Below are 16,559 nucleotides of genomic sequence, written 5' to 3' on the forward strand. Positions count from 1 at the left end.
GCCGGCGGCGACCGCGCCCGCCCGGCCGGCCTTGCCGCCCGAGCGTCCCCGCGTCGAGTCCACCCCCGGGCCGACCGCCCGGCCGACCCTCGGCGCCGCGGTGCCGGGCGACGCCTCGGTGCTCCAGGCCCGTGCGGCCGCCGCCGCCGCGCCGGATCTCGAAGCGCTTCGCACCGCGCTCGCCGCCTTCGACGGCTGCAATCTGCGCCTCACCGCCCGCCGGCTGGTGTTTTCCGACGGCGATCCGCACGCCCGGGTGATGTTCGTCGGCGAGGCGCCGGGCCGCGAGGAGGACGAGCAGGGCGTGCCCTTCGTCGGCCGCTCCGGGCGCCTGCTCGACAAGATGCTCGCCGCCGTCGGTCTCGATCGCCGCGCCGTCTACATCGCCAACGTCGTGCCGTGGCGGCCGCCCGGCAACCGCACCCCGACGCCCCAGGAGACCGAGATCTGCCGCCCCTTCGTGGCGCGCCAGATCGAACTGGTCGACCCCGACGTGCTGGTCTATCTCGGCGGTGCCGCGGCCGCCGCCCTGTCGGGGGCCAACGAGAGCATCACCCGGCTGCGCGGCCGCTGGCTGACCTATGCCACGCCACAGCGCGAGATCCCGGCGATCGCCACCTTGCACCCGGCCTATCTGCTGCGTCAGCCGCTGCAGAAGCGCCTCGCCTGGCGCGACATGACGGCGATCGCCCGGGCGCTGGCCGCCGCACCGCCACGCCCGGCGCGCTGAACGGCGATATTCCGGCGATCCCTCGCATTCGAGTGATTCGGTTGAGGCTTTCGCCAATCTCCTGGGGGACTATCGGGGATACGGACGAGGTGCGATCCCCGCACCGGGCCCAAACGGAGGCCGCGATGTCCATCACCACCATCGGATCTTCCTTCACCTACATTGCGCCGGTCATGGCCGTGGCCCAGACCGCGCCCACCGCCCGCGTCGTCGAGGCCGCCGCCGCCAGCGCATCCGGCGACAAGGACGAGCGCACCGACGACGGGACGCAGAGCTTCCCCGCGCGCCTCGCCTCGACGGTCGAGCGCGAAGTCGCCGCCCGCCCCTCGCACGGCCTGTTGATCCAGGCGCAGCAAGCCGCGCCGGCGCCGACCAGCCGCAGCGAAGTGGCGCGCGTCTATCACGCGACCTGACGATTGCCGCCCCCGGTACCGGATCACCGTCGGCCCGTCCCCTGATCCTGCCTCCGATCCGCCGTGATCGCGGCTAGGATGAGAGGTGGATGCGGCGGTGCTCGGTCGTCGTCTCCGCCGCCGCTCCTCGGATCGGCGGCTCCGGGGTCCTCGCCCCGTCGACCGAGCGCAGGCGCTCTCGCGCCGCTCCGAACGAGGAGGGGAACATGCCGCAGGCTCTGATCTTCACCGCCGTCGGCCTCGTCGCGGTGGCGACCTGGCGCTTCTTCCGTCGCGAGATGGACCGGGTCGCCGCGACCCTCGCCGAGGTGCGCGCGCCGACCGAGCTCGGCAACGGACCGCGGCTGGTGCGCGGCCCCGACGGCATCTATCGCCCGGATCTCACCGGTCGCTGACCGCCGCCGGACCTGCCGTCGCGACGGCCGGGCCTCAGTCGAGTGGCTGCCGGACGCGGCAGTCGCGCACCCGCACGCCGTTCTCCACCACCCACCGATCGCACTTCACCCGCTTCACCGGCTTGACCCGGTGGGGTGGAAGGCGCGTCTCGCTCGGGCCGCAGGCGATGGTCGGCGGGCAGTTGCCGGGCGAGCCGTAGAGCAACACCGAACTGCCGCCGCCGGATGCGCCGGTCGGGGTCGGGGGCGACGTCGAAGGTTGATTGTGACCGACCGTCTGCGCAGGCGCGGTCACCACCGCCGCCAGGACCAGGCCCGCCGTCACGCAGGCGATCGCCGCCAGATAACGCATCATGGACATGATCTCGTCCTCCCGCTCGCCGCGCTTCGCCGCCTTCGGCGTGCCACGGCGAGCGAAGCGGAGTCTGGGAGCCCGTCGCTGAACAGCTTCTGAACACGCCGTTCAGGAAATCGAAGGCCGGTTGACCCGTCGCCGCGCCGTGGCTAGGGTCCGGCACGCGTCCCTCGGGCAACAGCCGGCGAAACCATGATCGATCCCGCGACCCCTCCCCACATGCGCCCCGATCGCTCCTTCCAGGGGCTGATCCTCACCCTCCAGCGCTATTGGGCCGACTACGGTTGCGTGGTCCTGCAGCCCTACGACATGGAGGTCGGTGCCGGCACCTTCCACCCGGCGACGACGCTGCGCGCGCTCGGCCCCAAGCCCTGGCGCGCCGCCTATGTCCAGCCCTCGCGCCGCCCCAAGGACGGCCGCTACGGCGAGAACCCCAACCGGCTGCAGCACTATTACCAGTTCCAGGTGATCCTCAAGCCGTCGCCCGCCGACCTCCAGGACCTCTACCTGAAGAGCCTCTACGCCATCGGCATCGACCCCCACACCCACGACATCCGCTTCGTCGAGGACGACTGGGAGAGCCCGACGCTCGGCGCCTGGGGGCTGGGCTGGGAATGCTGGTGCGACGGCATGGAAGTCAGCCAGTTCACCTACTTCCAGCAGGTCGCCGGCTTCGAGTGCGCGCCGGTGTCGGGCGAACTGACCTACGGCCTCGAGCGTCTGGCGATGTACGTCCAGGGCGTCGACAACGTCTACGACCTCAACTTCAACGGTCGCGACGGCCACGACAAGGTCACCTACGGCGACGTCTTCCTCCAGGCGGAGAAGGAATATTCCCGCCACAACTTCGAACACGCCGACGTCGACATGTTGTTCAAGCAGTTCGACATGGCCGCCGACGCCGCCAAGGCCTATGTCGAGGCCGGCTGGGAGACCTCGGACGAGAAGCGCCACCTGATGGCGCAGCCGGCCTACGACCAGTGCATCAAGGCCAGCCACGTCTTCAACCTGCTCGACGCCCGCGGCGTGATCTCGGTCACCGAGCGCCAGAACTACATTCTGCGGGTGCGCGAACTGGCCAAGGCCTGCGGCCGCGCCTGGCTGGCGACGGAAGCCGGCGGCGCCGAGTGAGCGCAGCAGTTCGATCTTGCGAACCGAAGTGAGCCGTGCGGTGTGTCCCCGCGGGTGCGGATCGCCGCGCCGTGGCGTTCGGCGATCGTCGCGTTTCGTCGAACGATCCGTCAAATGAAATGCCAGAAGACAAATCAAGGATGAAAGCGTCTTTCTGTGGTCTCATCTTTGGGAACACAGAGGAAAAACGCGTATGTCTTCGCTTCTCTCGAAATTCGATCCGTTCGACGGTGACAACATCATCCGGATCACCGCCGGGTTGTTCATGTTCCCCCGTGTCGCCGGCAAGATCACCGGCTACGAAGCGACCCTCGGCTTCTTCGAGAAGGCCGGCTTCCATCCCGCCCCCGCCTTCCTGGTGCTCGCCGGCGTGATGGAGGCGGTGTCGGGCCTGTGCCTGGTGTTCGGTCTGTGGGTGCGCTTCGCCGCCCCGGTCGCCGCCGGCGCCCTGTTCGTGGCCGCCGCCGCGCTGTTCGAGGTCGGCGGCTTCAAATGGGTGTGGAACAAGGGCGGTTTCGAATATCCGGTGTTCTGGGGCCTGATCTGCCTCGCCATCGCGATCAAGGAATGGCTGCCGCTGCTGCGCCGCTGGTTTCCCCGCGCCGCCTGACCCGACACCCCGTCGTCGCCGCCGTCAATCCGCCGCCGTCGCGTCGAAGCGGCGGCGGTTGGCGCCGATCCGCTCCTGGTTGGCCACCGCCCAGTCGGCGAGCCCGCCGATCGGCCCGGCCAGCGACCGGCCGAGATCGCTCAGCGCATATTCGACCTGCGGTGGATTGGTCGGGAACACCGTCCGCGTCACCAGTCCGTCGCGCTCCAGGCTGCGCAGCGTGACCGTCAGCATCCGCTGCGAGATCGCCCCGACCGCTCGCCGGAGCGCGTTGAAACGCGTCGGCCCGTCGCCGAGCCGCAGCACCACCAACACGCTCCACGAATCGCCGAGCCGGTCGAGCACGTCGCGGATCGGGCAGGTCACCGCGCGCGGATCGGCGATCGGTTCGACCACCCCGGCGATCACCCGCACCTCGGCCATCGCCCGCGTCGCCTCGGGCGCCGCGGGGAGGGCGGTTCCGTCCCTGTGCCTTGCGTTCACGAAAGTGCGTCCTTCACGCAGCGGTTCTCTCGTGGCATCTGGTATCATATCGTAACCACCCGAGGAACCCACCCGCCCGCGGGTGCCCGCCCCCGAAAGGAACGCCCATGAAGATCGCCCTCGTCGGCCCGACCGGCTTCGCCGGCACCGCCATCCTCGCCGAAGCGCTGGCCCGCGGCCATGCGGTCACCGCCCTCGCCCGTGATCCCGCCAAGCTCGCGCCCCGCGCCGGCCTCACCGTGGTCCGCGCCGACGCCTATGACGCGGCTTCCGTCGCCGCCGCGGTCGCCGGTGTCGACGCGGTGATCTCCGCCTTCAATCCCGGTTGGAGCGACCCCGAGATCCACGATCACTTCCTTCAGGGCGCCCGGGCGATCGACGCCGGCACCGCTGCCGCCGGCGTCAAGCGGCTCCTGGTGATCGGCGGCGCCGGCAGCCTCTATGTCGCGCCGGGCGTGCAGCTGATCGACACCGAGCATTTCCCCAAGGCCTTCTTCGCCGGGGCCGACGCCGCCCGAAAGCTGCTCGCCGCCTATCTCGCCGGCGAGATCGGCGCCGGGCTCGACTGGACCTTCCTGTCGCCGCCGGTGATGTTCGGCCCCCATTCCGCCGATGCCGCAGCACCCCGCACCGGCAAGTACCGGCTCGGCAGCGAAGCGCCGCTGATGGACGGCCCCGTGCCGGCCGGCATCTCCGCGGCCGATCTGGCGGTCGCGATCCTCGACGAGATCGAGACGCCGAAGCACGTCCGGACGCGCTTCACCGTCGCCAGCGCCTGAGCGGGCGCCGGCGGGACCGGACGGCCGGGCCGGGGCTTCCCCGCCCCGGCCGCCTGTTTGCGGACTGGACACGGTCGGCGCACGATCGTATGCCTCGACGCCACGTCGCAGCCCATTCCGGACCGAGCCCGCCATGCCCGAACTCCTTCTCGAACTCTTCTCCGAAGAGATCCCGGCCCGCATGCAGCGCAAGGCCGCCGACGACCTCCAGAAGCTGATCGGCGACGGCCTGATCGCCGCCGGCCTGACCTTCGAAGGGGCCAAGGCCTATGCCACGCCGCGCCGCCTGACCCTCCATGTGGTCGGCCTGCCCGGCAAGGGCGCCGATCAGGTCGAAGAGAAGAAGGGCCCGCGCGTCGGCGCCCCCGATCCGGCGATCCAGGGCTTCCTCAAGGGCGCCGGGCTCGCCTCGCTCGATCAGGCCACCGTGGTCGCCGACAAGAAGGGCGACTTCTGGGTCGCCCGCCTGAAGAAGCCCGGCCGCCGGACCATCGACGTCCTGTCGGATCTGGTGCCCCAGGTGATCCGCACCTTCCCCTGGCCGAAGTCCCAGCGCTGGGGCTCGGGCAGCCTGCGCTGGGTGCGCCCGCTCCATTCGATCGTCTGCACCTTCGGCACCGAGCACGAAGAGCCGGAGATCGTCCCCTTCGAGGTCGACGGCATTCACGCCGGCAACATCACCCGCGGCCATCGCTTCATGGGCAGCACGCCCTTCTCAGTCAAACGCTTCGACGACTACGTCCAGAAGCTCCAGAACGCCAAGGTCATCCTCGACGCCGAGCGGCGCCGCAACATCATCCTCGAGGATGCCAAGTCGCTGGCCTTCGCCCAAGGGCTGGAGCTGATCGAGGACGACGCCCTGCTCGACGAGGTCGCAGGGCTGGTCGAATGGCCGGTGGTGCTGATGGGCGGCTTCGAGCCGGAGTTCCTGGAGGTGCCGGCCGAAGTGATCCGCGCCACCATCCGCGCCAACCAGAAGTGCTTCGTGCTGCGCTCGCACCACGTCGACCAGAGACTGTCCGATCGGTTCCTGCTGGTCTCCAACCTGGAGGCCAAGGACGGCGGCAAGAAGATCGTCGCCGGCAACGGCCGGGTCATCCGCGCCCGCCTGTCCGACGCCCGCCACTTCTTCCACACCGACCTCGCCGACCTGCCCGACTACCGCGGCGAGGGCAAACCCCTCGACCAGCGGCTGGCCAAGCTGCGGGCGCTGAACGTCGTGTTCCACGAGAAGCTCGGCACGCAGGGCGCCCGCGTCGACCGCATCGTGCGGCTGGCGCGCGAATTCGCGCCCTCGGTCGGCGCCGATGCCGCGCTCGCGGCGCGCGCCGCCCTCCTCGCCAAGGCCGACCTGATGACCGAGGTGGTCGGCGAGTTCCCCGAGGTCCAGGGCCTGATGGGCCGCGTCTATGCCCTCGCTCAGGGCGAGGACCCGTCGGTCGCCGTGGCGATCGAGGATCACTACAAGCCGCAGGGCCCCTCCGACCGGGTGCCGACCGATCCGGTCGCGGTCGCCGTGGCGCTGGCCGACAAGCTCGACACGCTCGCCGGCTTCTGGATGATCGACGAGAAGCCGACCGGCTCGAAGGACCCCTACGCCCTGCGCCGCGCCGCCCTCGGGGTGATCCGCATCCTGCTCGACAACGGCGTCCGCGTCGGCTTGCGCGAGTTGCTGGCGGACGCCTATGCCGCCCATCTGTGGGGCCTGCAGAGCGCCGCGCGGCTGGTCTTCCTCGTCGCCGCCGAAGATCAGGGCATCACCGTGCCCGGCCACTTCACCCGCGATCCCGACCTCGCCGGACTGGTCGCCCCGACCAATCGCGTGCTGCTGGTCCACGACCGCAGCGGCGCCGACCACGATCCCGAGAGCGTGCTGCTGGTCGGCGGCGTCGAATATTATTACGAGACCGAGCGCGAGCTGGCGCCGATCGCCACGGTCGTCGACGGGCTGTTCGCCTTCTTCGTCGACCGCCTGAAGATCCAGCTGCGCGACGCCGGCGCCCGTCACGATCTCGTCGACGCGGTCTTCGCCGCAGCCCCGGCGGAGGCCGGCGATCGGCGCGACGATCTGGTGCTCGGGGTGCGGCGGGTCGAGGCCTTGGCCGCGTTCCTGGCGACCGACGACGGCCGCTCGCTGCTCGCCGGCTATGTCCGCGCCGCCAACATCCTCAAGGCCGAGGAGAAGAAGGACGGCCATGGCTTCGACGGCGAGCCGATCGCCGAACTGCTCCGTGAACCGGCCGAGATCGCGCTCGCCGCGGCGCTCGACACCGCCGCCGCCACCGCCGCCGCAGCGGTCGAATCCGAGGACTTCGCCGCCGCCATGGCGGCGCTGGCCGGGCTGCGCGGGCCGGTCGACGCCTTCTTCGACGCGATCCTGGTCAACGCCCCCGACGCCGACCTCCGCGCCAATCGCCTGCGCCTGCTCGGCCGCATCCGCGCCGCCTGTCACACCGTCGCCGACTTCGGCCGCATCGGCTGAGGCCGGGTGTAGGCGCGTAGGGTGCATGGAGCGAAGCGACTTGCACCGTGCGGCGTCGCGGTCCACGGGCTCTGCGAGGTGCAACTCGCTGTCGCTCGATGCACCCTACGGCCCCATGCCCCCCACGATCGCCCTCACTTGGTGAGGTCGATCGCCCCCCAACAATCGGGGCCCTTCCACTGGGCGGTCACCGAATGGGCGGTGACCCGGCCGTTGAAGGTCACGGTGCCCTTCTTGCCCGGCTTGGTGGCGGTGAAGCTGCCGTCGGCCTTGACCGTGCCGGTGCCGGTCTCCTCGGCGCCCTCGTAGACCGCACCGATCAACTCGATGCTCGATCCCGAGACCGAAGCGGTCATCGCCGTGACCCCGGCGCAGACCGGATCGCGGCCGCCGGCGACCGACGAGGCGCCCTGATAGGTGCCGTCGGCCAGCGCCGGGACGAGGCCGAGGAGGATGAGGGCGGACGAGGTGACGAACATGCGCATGGGGATCTCCCGATCGTGAAGGCTCGGGCGCCGGCCGGCCGCCCGTCGACCGCGACGGGGAATCGCGACGCGACGCGCGCGGCCCCGGCCCGAACCCGGCCGAAGGTCGCTCCGACCCTAACGGAACCAACCGGCCGAGACAAACCGCCGACGACGGGTATCCTTGTGGAATTTCGTCGCGACTAGATCGAAAGTGGGATGGGCGCCCGACGCCCGTGGGTGGACGATGCGACGGTTCCACGGCCGGGAGGGTCCGTCATGTCGCCGGTTCTGCGCACCACTCTGTTCGCCGTCGCCACCGCTGCGTTCCTCGCGGGGAGCGTCGCCGATGCCGCCGCCTGGGTCTGCACCGCCCGCAGCCGCGTCGCCTCCGGTTGGGGCTCGTCGGTCTATTTCGCCCAGGCCCGCGGCATCGCCCTGCAACAATGCGCGATCCGCACGCCGCGCGGGTACATGTGCCGGATCGTCCGCTGCCGCTGACCTGGGTCAGCCGGTGGCCAGATCGGCGTCGCCGCGCAACACCGCGTCGGCGGCGTCGAGATAACCGCTGCCCGCTGCCGGGTGCAGCACCAGGCCCGGCACGATCCGCGCCGGCCCGCGCGATCCCTTGATCGCGGTGACCAGCAGGCGATGGGCTGCGGCCTCGGCGCGCGGATGGATCGGCCGGATCGCCACTTCGCCGAACCGGCCGGCGCAGGCGGCGAGGATCTCGGCCAAGCCGTCGCCCTTGAAGATCAGCGCCAGCCGGCCGCCCGGCGCCAGCGTCGCCGCCGCCGCCCGGATCCACGCCTCGAGCCCGCCGGCGGTCAGGACATGGGCCGCGGCCCGCGCCGCCGACGGCGAGGCCCGGACCTCGTGCGGGGTGAAATAGGGCGGATTGGCGATCACCCAGTCGGCCGCCTCGCGTCCGAGCGCCGCTTCCCGCGCCGCGCCGACGATCAGATCGACCGCCGCGAGCGTCACGCGCCCGGCGATCTCGGCGGCGCACCGCGCCCGATTGCGCGCGGCGAGATCGAGCGCCTCCGCATCGCGTTCGGCGAGGATCACCGCGACGCCGGCGACCCGCGTCGCCACCGCCAGACCCGCCGTCCCGACCCCGGCGCCGAAATCGATCAGCCGCCCGACCGCATCCGCCGGCACCGCCGCGGCCAGCAGGATCGCGTCGAGCCCGGCCCGGTGGCGACCGCGCGCCGGCTGCTCGATCGCCAAGCGTCCGCCGAGGAATCGATCGACGGTGGTGCCGCCGTCGGCGTCGACCGAAGTCATCGCTCGTTGGTCCGCAATTCGTCGCCGAGCCCGGCGTCGATCAACAGGCGCCGGGCGCGGGCCAGGTCGTCGCTGGTCACCAGGATGCGCCGGGCGAAGATGCCGATCGAGCCCTCGAGGACCGACATGTGGCGATCGGCCACCAGACAGTCGATGCCGGCACCGGCGAGCAGCGCCTCGACCGTGGCGACCACCACCATGTCGTTGCAGCGGACCAGTTCTTCCATCGCGCACCCCCTCCCGTCGACGCCCGAGTGTGGACCGCCGCCGGCCTGCGTGCAAACCCGGGGGCGGCGTCGGCGGGCGGTCGGGCGCTTGTGACCGCCGACGCCTCCGCCTATGCTCGCCGCCCACCGACCGACGTCGGCCGAACGCCGCCGCCGGCGCATCGGCGTTCGTCGGTATCGACGAACCGCTCGCGGGATGCTATCGCCGCCGGACGGTCGGGATTGGAGCCGGGCGCCACCGCCCGAGACGGAGAGACCCAACGTGGGCGTCGTAGTTTCCCTCGAAGACTCCAAGAAGCGGCCCGACGCCTCGGTGGAGCCGTTGGTCGCCCTGGTCGCCGCCGACATGGAACGGGTCAATGCCCTGATCCTCGGCAAGGCCGGGTCCGACGTGACGATGATTCCCGAGGTCGCCAACCATCTGATCTCTTCGGGTGGCAAGCGACTGCGGCCGATGCTGACGCTGGCCAGCGCCCAGATGTGCGGCTACGAGGGCGACGGCCACGTCAAGCTCGCCATGGCCGTCGAGTTCATGCACACCGCGACCCTGCTCCACGACGACGTCGTCGACGAGAGCGACATGCGCCGCGGCCGCCTCGCGGCGCGCAAGCTGTGGGGCAATCAGGCCAGCGTCCTGGTCGGCGACTTCCTGCTCGGCCAGGCCTTCCGCACCATGGTCGAAGTCGGCAGCCTCCAGGCGCTCGGCATCCTCTCCGACGCCGCGGCGGTGATCGCCGAGGGCGAGGTGATGCAGCTCGCCGCCGCCAAGAACGTCGCCACCACCGAGGACGAATATCTCGCGGTGATCCGCGCCAAGACCGCCGCGCTGTTCTCGGCCGCGGCCGAGGTCGGGCCGATCATCGCCGGCCGCGGCCGCGACGAAGAGGCGGCGTTCCGCTCCTACGGCACCAATCTCGGTATCGCCTTCCAACTGATCGACGACGCCCTCGACTACGGCGGCTCGTCCGCGGCGCTCGGCAAGAACGTCGGCGACGACTTCCGCGAAGGCAAGATCACCCTGCCGGTGGTGCTCGCCTATCGCCGCGGCTCCGACGAGGACCGCGCCTTCTGGAAGCGCTGCCTCCAGGACGGCGGCGCGGTCGAGGGCGACCTCGCCCGGGCGATCGACCTCCTGCGCGGACGCCGAGCGATCGAGACCACCGTGGAGCGCGCCCGCCACTACGGCGCCATGGCCTGCGACGCGCTCGCCCCGTTCAAGGACGGGCCGCACAAGCGGGCGCTGCTCGAAGTGGTCGAGTTCTGCGTCAGTCGCGTGCACTGAGATCTGCGTAGGACTGAATTTTCCGCGGGATCTGCGAAATCCACGCGGGGTGGTTGAGCATCCTGCGGTTTTGTGTGGATATTTTTGCGCGCTTTTGTAGAATTCCCCGATAGCGTGTCTTGCTCGCGAGGGGGTCATGGATCACGATCTGCTTTTTCAATATATTAAGATAGGCCTAGAAAACATAACAGTATGGCCAATAATATTGATCTTTATTATTTGGAAATTGTATTCAAACCCAAAGTATATGGAAAGAATAATTCTTTATATACAAAAGATAAAAATTGGTTCGTTTGAGCTCGAATTCAGAGAAATTAAGGAAAAGCTCGCGACGGCGACTCAGAAAATCGTTGAGCTCGAAAATGAAGTTGAGAGAAACGACGCCCGATTCGGAGAGATCGTTTCCGGCGTCGATCCTTATGCCCCTTTGTCCGAGTTGGCGGCGACAAGGGAAGCGTTGCGGGCGGTCGCGCCGAGTATGTCTGATCTGAGTGCAGTGCGTGCGGGGCTTCGACCTGGCGCAAGTCCCGCCGAATTGTTCGCGGCGGCGGAGGTTGTCCGAACGCGGCGAGACCCGCAATTCTTCGACGATGTGGTCGCCTGCCTCAAGCGATTGTCTGCCGACGAGAATTTGGAAGGCATTCGTCTGAATACGGTTTGGTCTCTGACGAGTGCACTCCATAAAACGTTGGTTGCTGCACTGAAGAACAGAAGCGATTGGCCACTGAACGAACGCCAGCTCATCGATGCGAAGGAGATGCTGGCGGGTCTCGCGCAACATAAGAGGGTGCTGGCGGATCGGCCCGATGCGCCCATGAAGGGAATCCGCGGACCGATCAAGTGGGCAAACGATTGGATTGCGGCAGGTTTGGAAAGCATGCGCGCGGCATCGTCAGGTTAAAGAAATAAAGTCAGATCAGAAAGTATAGATGATATGATTAACCTCAAGTTGAGAGTCGTAGAATAGATATATTTGTGTAAAATACGCTTATCGGGGCATCCTCCTGGCGGAATTTGCTTCGATAATTTTTGCCTGAGCTGGGAAGGAGGGCTTCCAGTAATGCAAAACAGGTCCCGCCCGAGCCCGGCATCTGCGCCAATAGGCGACCTGGCTGCGACCGCAGCGCGTGCGGCACAGCGCTTCACCGCGTCAGCCAGGCCCCCTGGACCGCCGACTTGAACAGCGCGTTCATCGCGTCGGAGATGCCGCCCGACGGGCTCACCTCGAAGTAGAGCCCGGGCGAGGCGCAGGACTTCATGCGGGCGGCGATCTGCGCATTGAACGGCGAGATCCAGGTCATGTACCAACTGTTGGTCGGCAGGGCGAGATAGGTCGTGTAGAGCACGGCGATCTTGATGCCGCGGTTCTTGATGGTGGTGCAGGTGGCGATGTTCAGCGGTTCCTGGCAGCGCCCGCCGCCGGCCAGCCCCTGACTGCAGGTCGAGGGATAATAGGCGTCGGCCACCCCGTCGGAGACGAACAGCAGCACCTTCTGCGGCGTCACCGAGGCCGAGGCGCCCGAGCCCGGATTGGGAATCACCGTATTGAGCGCCGTCAGGGTGCCGTCGAAGTCGGTGTCCATGTCGCCGTCGTAGTTCTGATAGGGCACGGTCATCAGATCGATCCCCGCCGCCGCGGTCTTGGCCGCCGCGAGGTTCGAGGTCAGCGCCGAGATGGTGGTCAGGCTCTCGGCGGTGGCCGAGGCGCCGAAGGTGTAGATCGCCATGCGGAACTGATTGGTGACCGCGGCGGTGGCGGTGGCGGTGTCCATCAGCTGTTGGGTGGCGGTGCGGACCACGTCGATGCGGGTGGTGACGCCGATCCGCTTGGCCAGGGCGTAATAATCGTCGGAATCCGACAGGTCGTGGCAGGCGAAGGCGCACTGGTCGGGGGTCGCCGCGACCATCTTGGCGATGTCGCTGGTGGTCGCGGCCACCCCCATCGACGGCGTGTTGTCGAGCAGCAGGTAGAAGTCCATGTAGATCGGCAGCGACGCGGCCGCCGCCGCCGAGCCGGTGAGCGTCACCGTCGGGATGCCGATCAGCCTGAGGAAGGTGGTCGGCACCGACGCGGTATAGGTCACGGTGACGGTACGGGTGGTGCCGACGTCGGTGACCGTCGCCTGCGAGGCGGTGATCACCGGCTTGATCTTGTCCGGCAGGTCGGCGGTGAACACCCCCGCCGCCTGGGTCTGGGCCGCCGCCGCGGTCAGCGCGATGGCCGAGCGGCCGGCCGCCGCCAGGGCCGCGGCGTCGGCGGCGGCGTCGCAGCGCCCGCGCACTTCCTCGATGCCGATGTAGTCGAGGGTGCCGCCGCACACGACGACCATCGGCAACGCCACCAGCGCGAACAGCACGGCCACCCCACCGCGCTCGTTCCGAGAGAAGCTCCGGCGGAGACGATGCGGGGAAAGGGCGCGGATCTTGCTCATGGACTGATATTTTTCATAGGCATTGCTGTGCCGCCGCCGCGAAACGGGCGTCAGGGATACTATTGGAAACAATATATTGAGATGACCTTAAGGGAGTTCGGCGTCGGCCCGCCCGGCGACGGAGGGATCCCCGAGGGTCGTCCCGGCGACCGCCCACCACGACGGCCGCGCCGCGGCGATCGCCACGGCCGCCTGCGCCGCCGCCTGCGGGTCGGCGAACAACCCGAAACAGGTCGCCCCCGATCCCGACATCCGCGCCAGGAGGCAGCCCGGCCGAGCGGCAAGCGCCGCCAGCCCGTCGCCGATCGGCGGGGCGAGGCCGATCGCCGCCGCCTCGAGATCGTTGCGGGTGGTGGAGAGCCACCGCGCCACCCCGTCGACCCCGTCCCAGGCGGCAGGCCACTGCGGCAGCGGCGGATGGTCGCGCCGCGTCAGCGCCTTGAACACCGCCGGGGTCGCCACCGCCACGCCGGGATTGACCAGCACCAGCGACAGGATCGGCAGGCCCGCGACCGGCTCGGTCGCCTCGCCGATGCCGCGCGCCCGCAGCGCCGTGCCGAGCACACACATCGGCAGATCGGCCCCGAGCGGGGCGGCGAGCTCGGCGAGTCGCATCCGGCCGAGGCCGAGGTCCCAGATCCGGTCGAGCAGGCGCAGCGTCGCCGCGGCGTCCGAGGAGCCGCCGCCGAGCCCCGAGGCGATCGGCAGGCGCTTGGTGAGTCGCAGCGTCACCGCCGCGGTCGGCCGGCCGCGGCGCGCCGCCTCGCGGGCCAGGAGCCGCGCCGCGCGCAGCACCAGATTGTCGGCCTCGCCGTCGAGACCGGCGGCGAAGCGACCGTCGACCTCGAATCCCCGGATCGGATCCGCCGCCGCATCGGCCACGCCGTCGACGCGCGCCGCGACGGTATCGCCGGCGACGCCGTGGGCGACCAGCGTGTCGATGAAGTGATAGCCGTCGGCGCGTCGACCGGTCACCGCCAGCGCCAGATTGATCTTGGCCGGCGCGTCTTCGCAGACCCAGCCGCCGGCCGCGTCGCCGCGGCCGGCCGAGATCGGCCGGTCGGGCGCGGCCGGGGTCACGGCTTGGCGGGGGCTGCACCGTCCCCGGGGGCCGGCGCCGGCGCGTCGGCCGGCGGCACGACGGGGGCCGGTGGGACGACGGCGTCGGGCGCGGGGATCGGCGTCGGGGCGATGATCTCCGGCACCGGCTTCGGCGCGTCGGCCGGAGGCGTCGGCTTGGGCGCATCGGCGGCCGGCACCTCGGGGGTCGGCGGCAGGGTCGGCGGTTGATCGACCGACGGCGCCGGGGTCGCCGGCGTCTCGGGAGTCGGAGCTGCCGCCGGCGCGGGCGCCGGAGCCGGGACCGGAACCACCACGGCCGCGGCCGCCGCGGCGAGCTCGGCCAACCCGTCGTCGAGCTTCTTCTGGATCTTCGGGACCTCGTCGGCTTCCGGCTTCATGTCGAGCGAATGGCGCCACTGGAAGGTCGCTTCGCGTTTGCGCCCGATCTTCCAATAGGCGTCGCCGAGATGGTCGTTGATCACCGGATCGTCGGGCTTCAGCTGGATCGCCCGTTCGAGCTCGCCGGTCGCCTCGTCGAAGCGGCCGAGCTTGAAATAGGCCCAGGCGAGACTGTCGACGATGTAGCCGTCGTCGGGCTTGAGGTCGACCGCGCGGCGCACCAGCTCCAGGCCCTTGTCGAGATGGATGCCCATGTCGATCCAGGAATAGCCGAGATAGTTGAGCACGTGCGGCTCGTCGGGGAACAGCTCGAGCGAGCGGTTGAAGTCGGCTTCGGCCTTCGGCCACTGCTTGGTGCGCTCGTAGGCGATGCCGCGGTAATAATAGTAGGTCCAGTCGTTCTTGCTCGGCTTGCCGATCAGGTCGATCGCCCGGCTGTAGGTCACCACCGCATCGGCGAACTTCTTGTCCGCGCGCTGCACGTCGCCGAGCGCCAGGATCGCCTCGAGGTCGCGCGGGCTGCGGTCGATCACCGCCTGCAGATGCTTCGACGCCTCGTCGTACTTCAGCATCACCGTGTAGTAGCGGCCGACCTGGATGTCGGCGAGCGGACGCAGGCGCGACGCCGTGGGGATGCGCTCGAGCAGCGCGATCGCCTTGTCGTATTGCTTCAGCTGACCCTGGACACCGGCCAGGGTGATCAGCGGCAGTTCCGAATCCGGCGCCAGCCACAGGGCGAGCTGCAGATACATCGCCGCGATGTCCTCGCCGCCGTCGCGCCCGAGCGCCGAACCGAGGCCGTAGAGGAATTCCGCCGCGCCCGCCTGGGGCGACGCGATGATCGGCGCCGGCACCTTGCCGGCCTTGAGATCGGCTTCGAGCGCGAGGATCACCGGATGCTCCGGGATCTCGGTCTTGAAGGCGGCGATCACCGCCAGCGCGTCGGCGGTGCGGCCGGCGCGGGCGAGCTGGCCGACCTGCGCCTCGACGATGCGCAGATTGCGCTTCTCGCTGGCGTAGGCCGCACCGAGCCGGCGCGCCGCCTCGACCTTGCGGCCGGCCGCTTCGGCGATCAGGCCGCCGTGGAAGTTCTTGAACACCGCGTACCAGTCGAGCCCGGTGACTGCGTCGACGGTCTTCAGCGCCTGATCGGTGTCGCCGCGTCCGGCCTGGGCCCAGCCGCTCAGCACCGCCACCGTCAGATCCGACAGCGGCCGGTTCTGCGACTGCGCGAACTGGCTGCGCGCCCGGTCCCAACGGCCGTTCTTCAGCGCCTCGACGCCGAGCACCAGCCGGGCCAGCGGGTGGCCCTTGTCGGTGCGCGCCAGCCGCTCGGCCAGCGCCACCGCCTCCTTGAAGCGCCCGTCGGCGACCAGGAGCTGGAAGGTCCGTTCGACCAGCACCGGGTTGCTCGGATCGATCGCCGTCGCGGTCTCGAAGAAGTCGGCCGCCGCCGCGATGTCGCGGGTGGCGTTGGCGTAGCGTCCGGCGAGATAGCTGCCGGCGAAGGACGGCGGCACGAACACCGAGAGCAGGTCCTTGCCCGGCTTGGCGGCGACCGCCCCGGCGGGAGCCAGGGCCGTCGCGACGCCGATCACGATCGCCGCGATGGTGCGCGACGCGATTCGCGCCCGCCCTACGGCTCCGTCGCGGCCGTGCGCCGCGGCGACGCCGCGCCCGAACGATCTGCTCACCCATTCACTCGGCATGTTGCGGAAGCTCCCGGCGACCGCGGCTCGGCGCCGCGCCGCTCTCACGTCGAACCCGCGACCGAGGGATCTCGGCGGCCGGTCGACGTCTCATGTCATGGTTCGACGCCCGCTCCGGGAGCGGTCGCCGTCTCGTCTCATCCCGCGGGTGCCCGACGCCCCCGCTGCCCGCCGTGTAGCACGGCGGCGAACCGCCGACGACCGGGCGCCGGCAGAATGGCCGGTTTGTGACCGCTTGTGAAGCGTCGCCGACCCGCCGCCGAAAGCCGCCGCCGTGTGGTTGCGACGAAGGTCGTGAGACGCGATGTCGCCGTCGTCA

The 16,559-nt window shown here is 69.9% G+C and carries 18 protein-coding genes; 10 read left to right on the forward strand and 8 right to left on the reverse strand.

Translation table 11 applies throughout. The annotated features are described in order from the left end of the window. The 3 genes from EYW49_RS18270 to EYW49_RS18280 all read left to right on the forward strand — a co-directional run. The coding region (locus EYW49_RS18270) for a uracil-DNA glycosylase (RefSeq protein WP_228259674.1) at positions 1-730 on the forward strand (730 nt) is incomplete at its 5' end. Between the two features lie 125 nt (positions 731-855). Continuing rightward, complete coding sequence (locus tag EYW49_RS18275) at positions 856-1,143, forward strand: hypothetical protein (protein WP_131311070.1); 288 nt, start codon at positions 856-858, stop codon at positions 1,141-1,143. 206 nt (positions 1,144-1,349) lie between these two features. After that, positions 1,350-1,538: a hypothetical protein gene (locus tag EYW49_RS18280; RefSeq protein WP_131311071.1), complete on the forward strand. Its 189-nt coding sequence runs from the start codon at positions 1,350-1,352 to the stop codon at positions 1,536-1,538. A gap of 34 nt (positions 1,539-1,572) precedes the next feature. On the opposite strand, the gene EYW49_RS18285 is transcribed toward EYW49_RS18280, so the two are convergent. After that, entirely contained in the window at positions 1,573-1,899 is a 327-nt protein-coding gene (locus tag EYW49_RS18285) for a hypothetical protein (RefSeq protein ID WP_131311072.1), read from the reverse strand. A gap of 186 nt (positions 1,900-2,085) precedes the next feature. Between EYW49_RS18285 and EYW49_RS18290 the strand changes: the two genes are divergently transcribed. Continuing rightward, on the forward strand, positions 2,086-3,024 hold the full coding sequence (locus tag EYW49_RS18290) for a glycine--tRNA ligase subunit alpha (RefSeq protein WP_131311073.1): 939 nt from the start codon (positions 2,086-2,088) through the stop codon (positions 3,022-3,024). Positions 3,025-3,217: 193 nt separating this feature from the next. After that, entirely contained in the window at positions 3,218-3,634 is a 417-nt protein-coding gene (locus EYW49_RS18295) for a DoxX family protein (RefSeq protein WP_131311074.1), read from the forward strand. A 24-nt stretch (positions 3,635-3,658) separates the two neighbouring features. Here EYW49_RS18295 and EYW49_RS18300 read toward each other — a convergent pair whose 3' ends face one another. Beyond that, positions 3,659-4,057, reverse strand: coding sequence for a winged helix-turn-helix transcriptional regulator (locus tag EYW49_RS18300; protein WP_131311075.1), 399 nt, complete (start codon positions 4,055-4,057; stop codon positions 3,659-3,661). A gap of 167 nt (positions 4,058-4,224) precedes the next feature. On the opposite strand from EYW49_RS18300, the gene EYW49_RS18305 reads away from it, so the two are divergent. Further along, positions 4,225-4,896, forward strand: a complete 672-nt coding sequence (locus EYW49_RS18305) for an NAD(P)-dependent oxidoreductase (RefSeq protein WP_131311076.1) — start codon at positions 4,225-4,227, stop codon at positions 4,894-4,896. 133 nt (positions 4,897-5,029) lie between these two features. Beyond that, positions 5,030-7,378, forward strand: coding sequence for a glycine--tRNA ligase subunit beta (gene glyS / locus EYW49_RS18310; protein WP_131311077.1), 2,349 nt, complete (start codon positions 5,030-5,032; stop codon positions 7,376-7,378). A gap of 134 nt (positions 7,379-7,512) precedes the next feature. Here the strand turns inward: glyS and EYW49_RS18315 are convergent, their stop codons facing one another. Continuing rightward, positions 7,513-7,863 (reverse strand): hypothetical protein, encoded by a 351-nt coding sequence (locus tag EYW49_RS18315; RefSeq protein ID WP_131311078.1) that lies wholly within the window; start codon positions 7,861-7,863, stop codon positions 7,513-7,515. Between the two features lie 258 nt (positions 7,864-8,121). Between EYW49_RS18315 and EYW49_RS18320 the strand changes: the two genes are divergently transcribed. Then, positions 8,122-8,343, forward strand: a complete 222-nt coding sequence (locus EYW49_RS18320) for a hypothetical protein (RefSeq protein ID WP_131311079.1) — start codon at positions 8,122-8,124, stop codon at positions 8,341-8,343. A gap of 6 nt (positions 8,344-8,349) precedes the next feature. Here EYW49_RS18320 and EYW49_RS18325 read toward each other — a convergent pair whose 3' ends face one another. Both EYW49_RS18325 and EYW49_RS18330 read right to left on the reverse strand, forming a co-directional pair. Beyond that, positions 8,350-9,129 (reverse strand): tRNA1(Val) (adenine(37)-N6)-methyltransferase, encoded by a 780-nt coding sequence (locus EYW49_RS18325; RefSeq protein WP_131311080.1) that lies wholly within the window; start codon positions 9,127-9,129, stop codon positions 8,350-8,352. Further along, positions 9,126-9,356 (reverse strand): putative signal transducing protein, encoded by a 231-nt coding sequence (locus EYW49_RS18330; protein ID WP_131311081.1) that lies wholly within the window; start codon positions 9,354-9,356, stop codon positions 9,126-9,128. Before EYW49_RS18330 ends, EYW49_RS18325 begins: the two co-directional genes overlap by 4 nt. Positions 9,357-9,618: 262 nt before the next feature. Here EYW49_RS18330 and EYW49_RS18335 point away from each other — a divergent pair, with 262 nt between their 5' ends. After that, positions 9,619-10,638 carry a polyprenyl synthetase family protein gene (locus tag EYW49_RS18335; RefSeq protein WP_131311082.1) on the forward strand — a complete coding sequence of 340 codons (1,020 nt, stop codon included), beginning with the start codon at positions 9,619-9,621 and terminating at the stop codon, positions 10,636-10,638. A 136-nt stretch (positions 10,639-10,774) separates the two neighbouring features. Further along, positions 10,775-11,539 carry a hypothetical protein gene (locus tag EYW49_RS18340; RefSeq protein ID WP_131311083.1) on the forward strand — a complete coding sequence of 255 codons (765 nt, stop codon included), beginning with the start codon at positions 10,775-10,777 and terminating at the stop codon, positions 11,537-11,539. A 241-nt stretch (positions 11,540-11,780) separates the two neighbouring features. Here the strand turns inward: EYW49_RS18340 and EYW49_RS18345 are convergent, their stop codons facing one another. The 3 genes from EYW49_RS18345 to EYW49_RS18355 form a co-directional block, all read right to left on the reverse strand. Continuing rightward, entirely contained in the window at positions 11,781-13,001 is a 1,221-nt protein-coding gene (locus EYW49_RS18345; protein WP_265937406.1) for a pilus assembly protein TadG-related protein, read from the reverse strand. A gap of 156 nt (positions 13,002-13,157) precedes the next feature. Continuing rightward, a complete protein-coding gene (locus EYW49_RS18350) occupies positions 13,158-14,150 on the reverse strand; it encodes a 4-(cytidine 5'-diphospho)-2-C-methyl-D-erythritol kinase (protein ID WP_407695485.1) in 993 nt (330 codons plus the stop codon). Further along, positions 14,147-16,225 carry a tetratricopeptide repeat protein gene (locus EYW49_RS18355; protein ID WP_131311085.1) on the reverse strand — a complete coding sequence of 693 codons (2,079 nt, stop codon included), beginning with the start codon at positions 16,223-16,225 and terminating at the stop codon, positions 14,147-14,149. The genes EYW49_RS18350 and EYW49_RS18355 overlap by 4 nt, the downstream gene beginning before the upstream one ends. Positions 16,226-16,559 lie beyond the last annotated feature (334 nt).

Source organism: Siculibacillus lacustris (assembly GCF_004328075.1).
Classification (GTDB): Bacteria; Pseudomonadota; Alphaproteobacteria; order Rhizobiales; family Ancalomicrobiaceae; genus Siculibacillus; species Siculibacillus lacustris.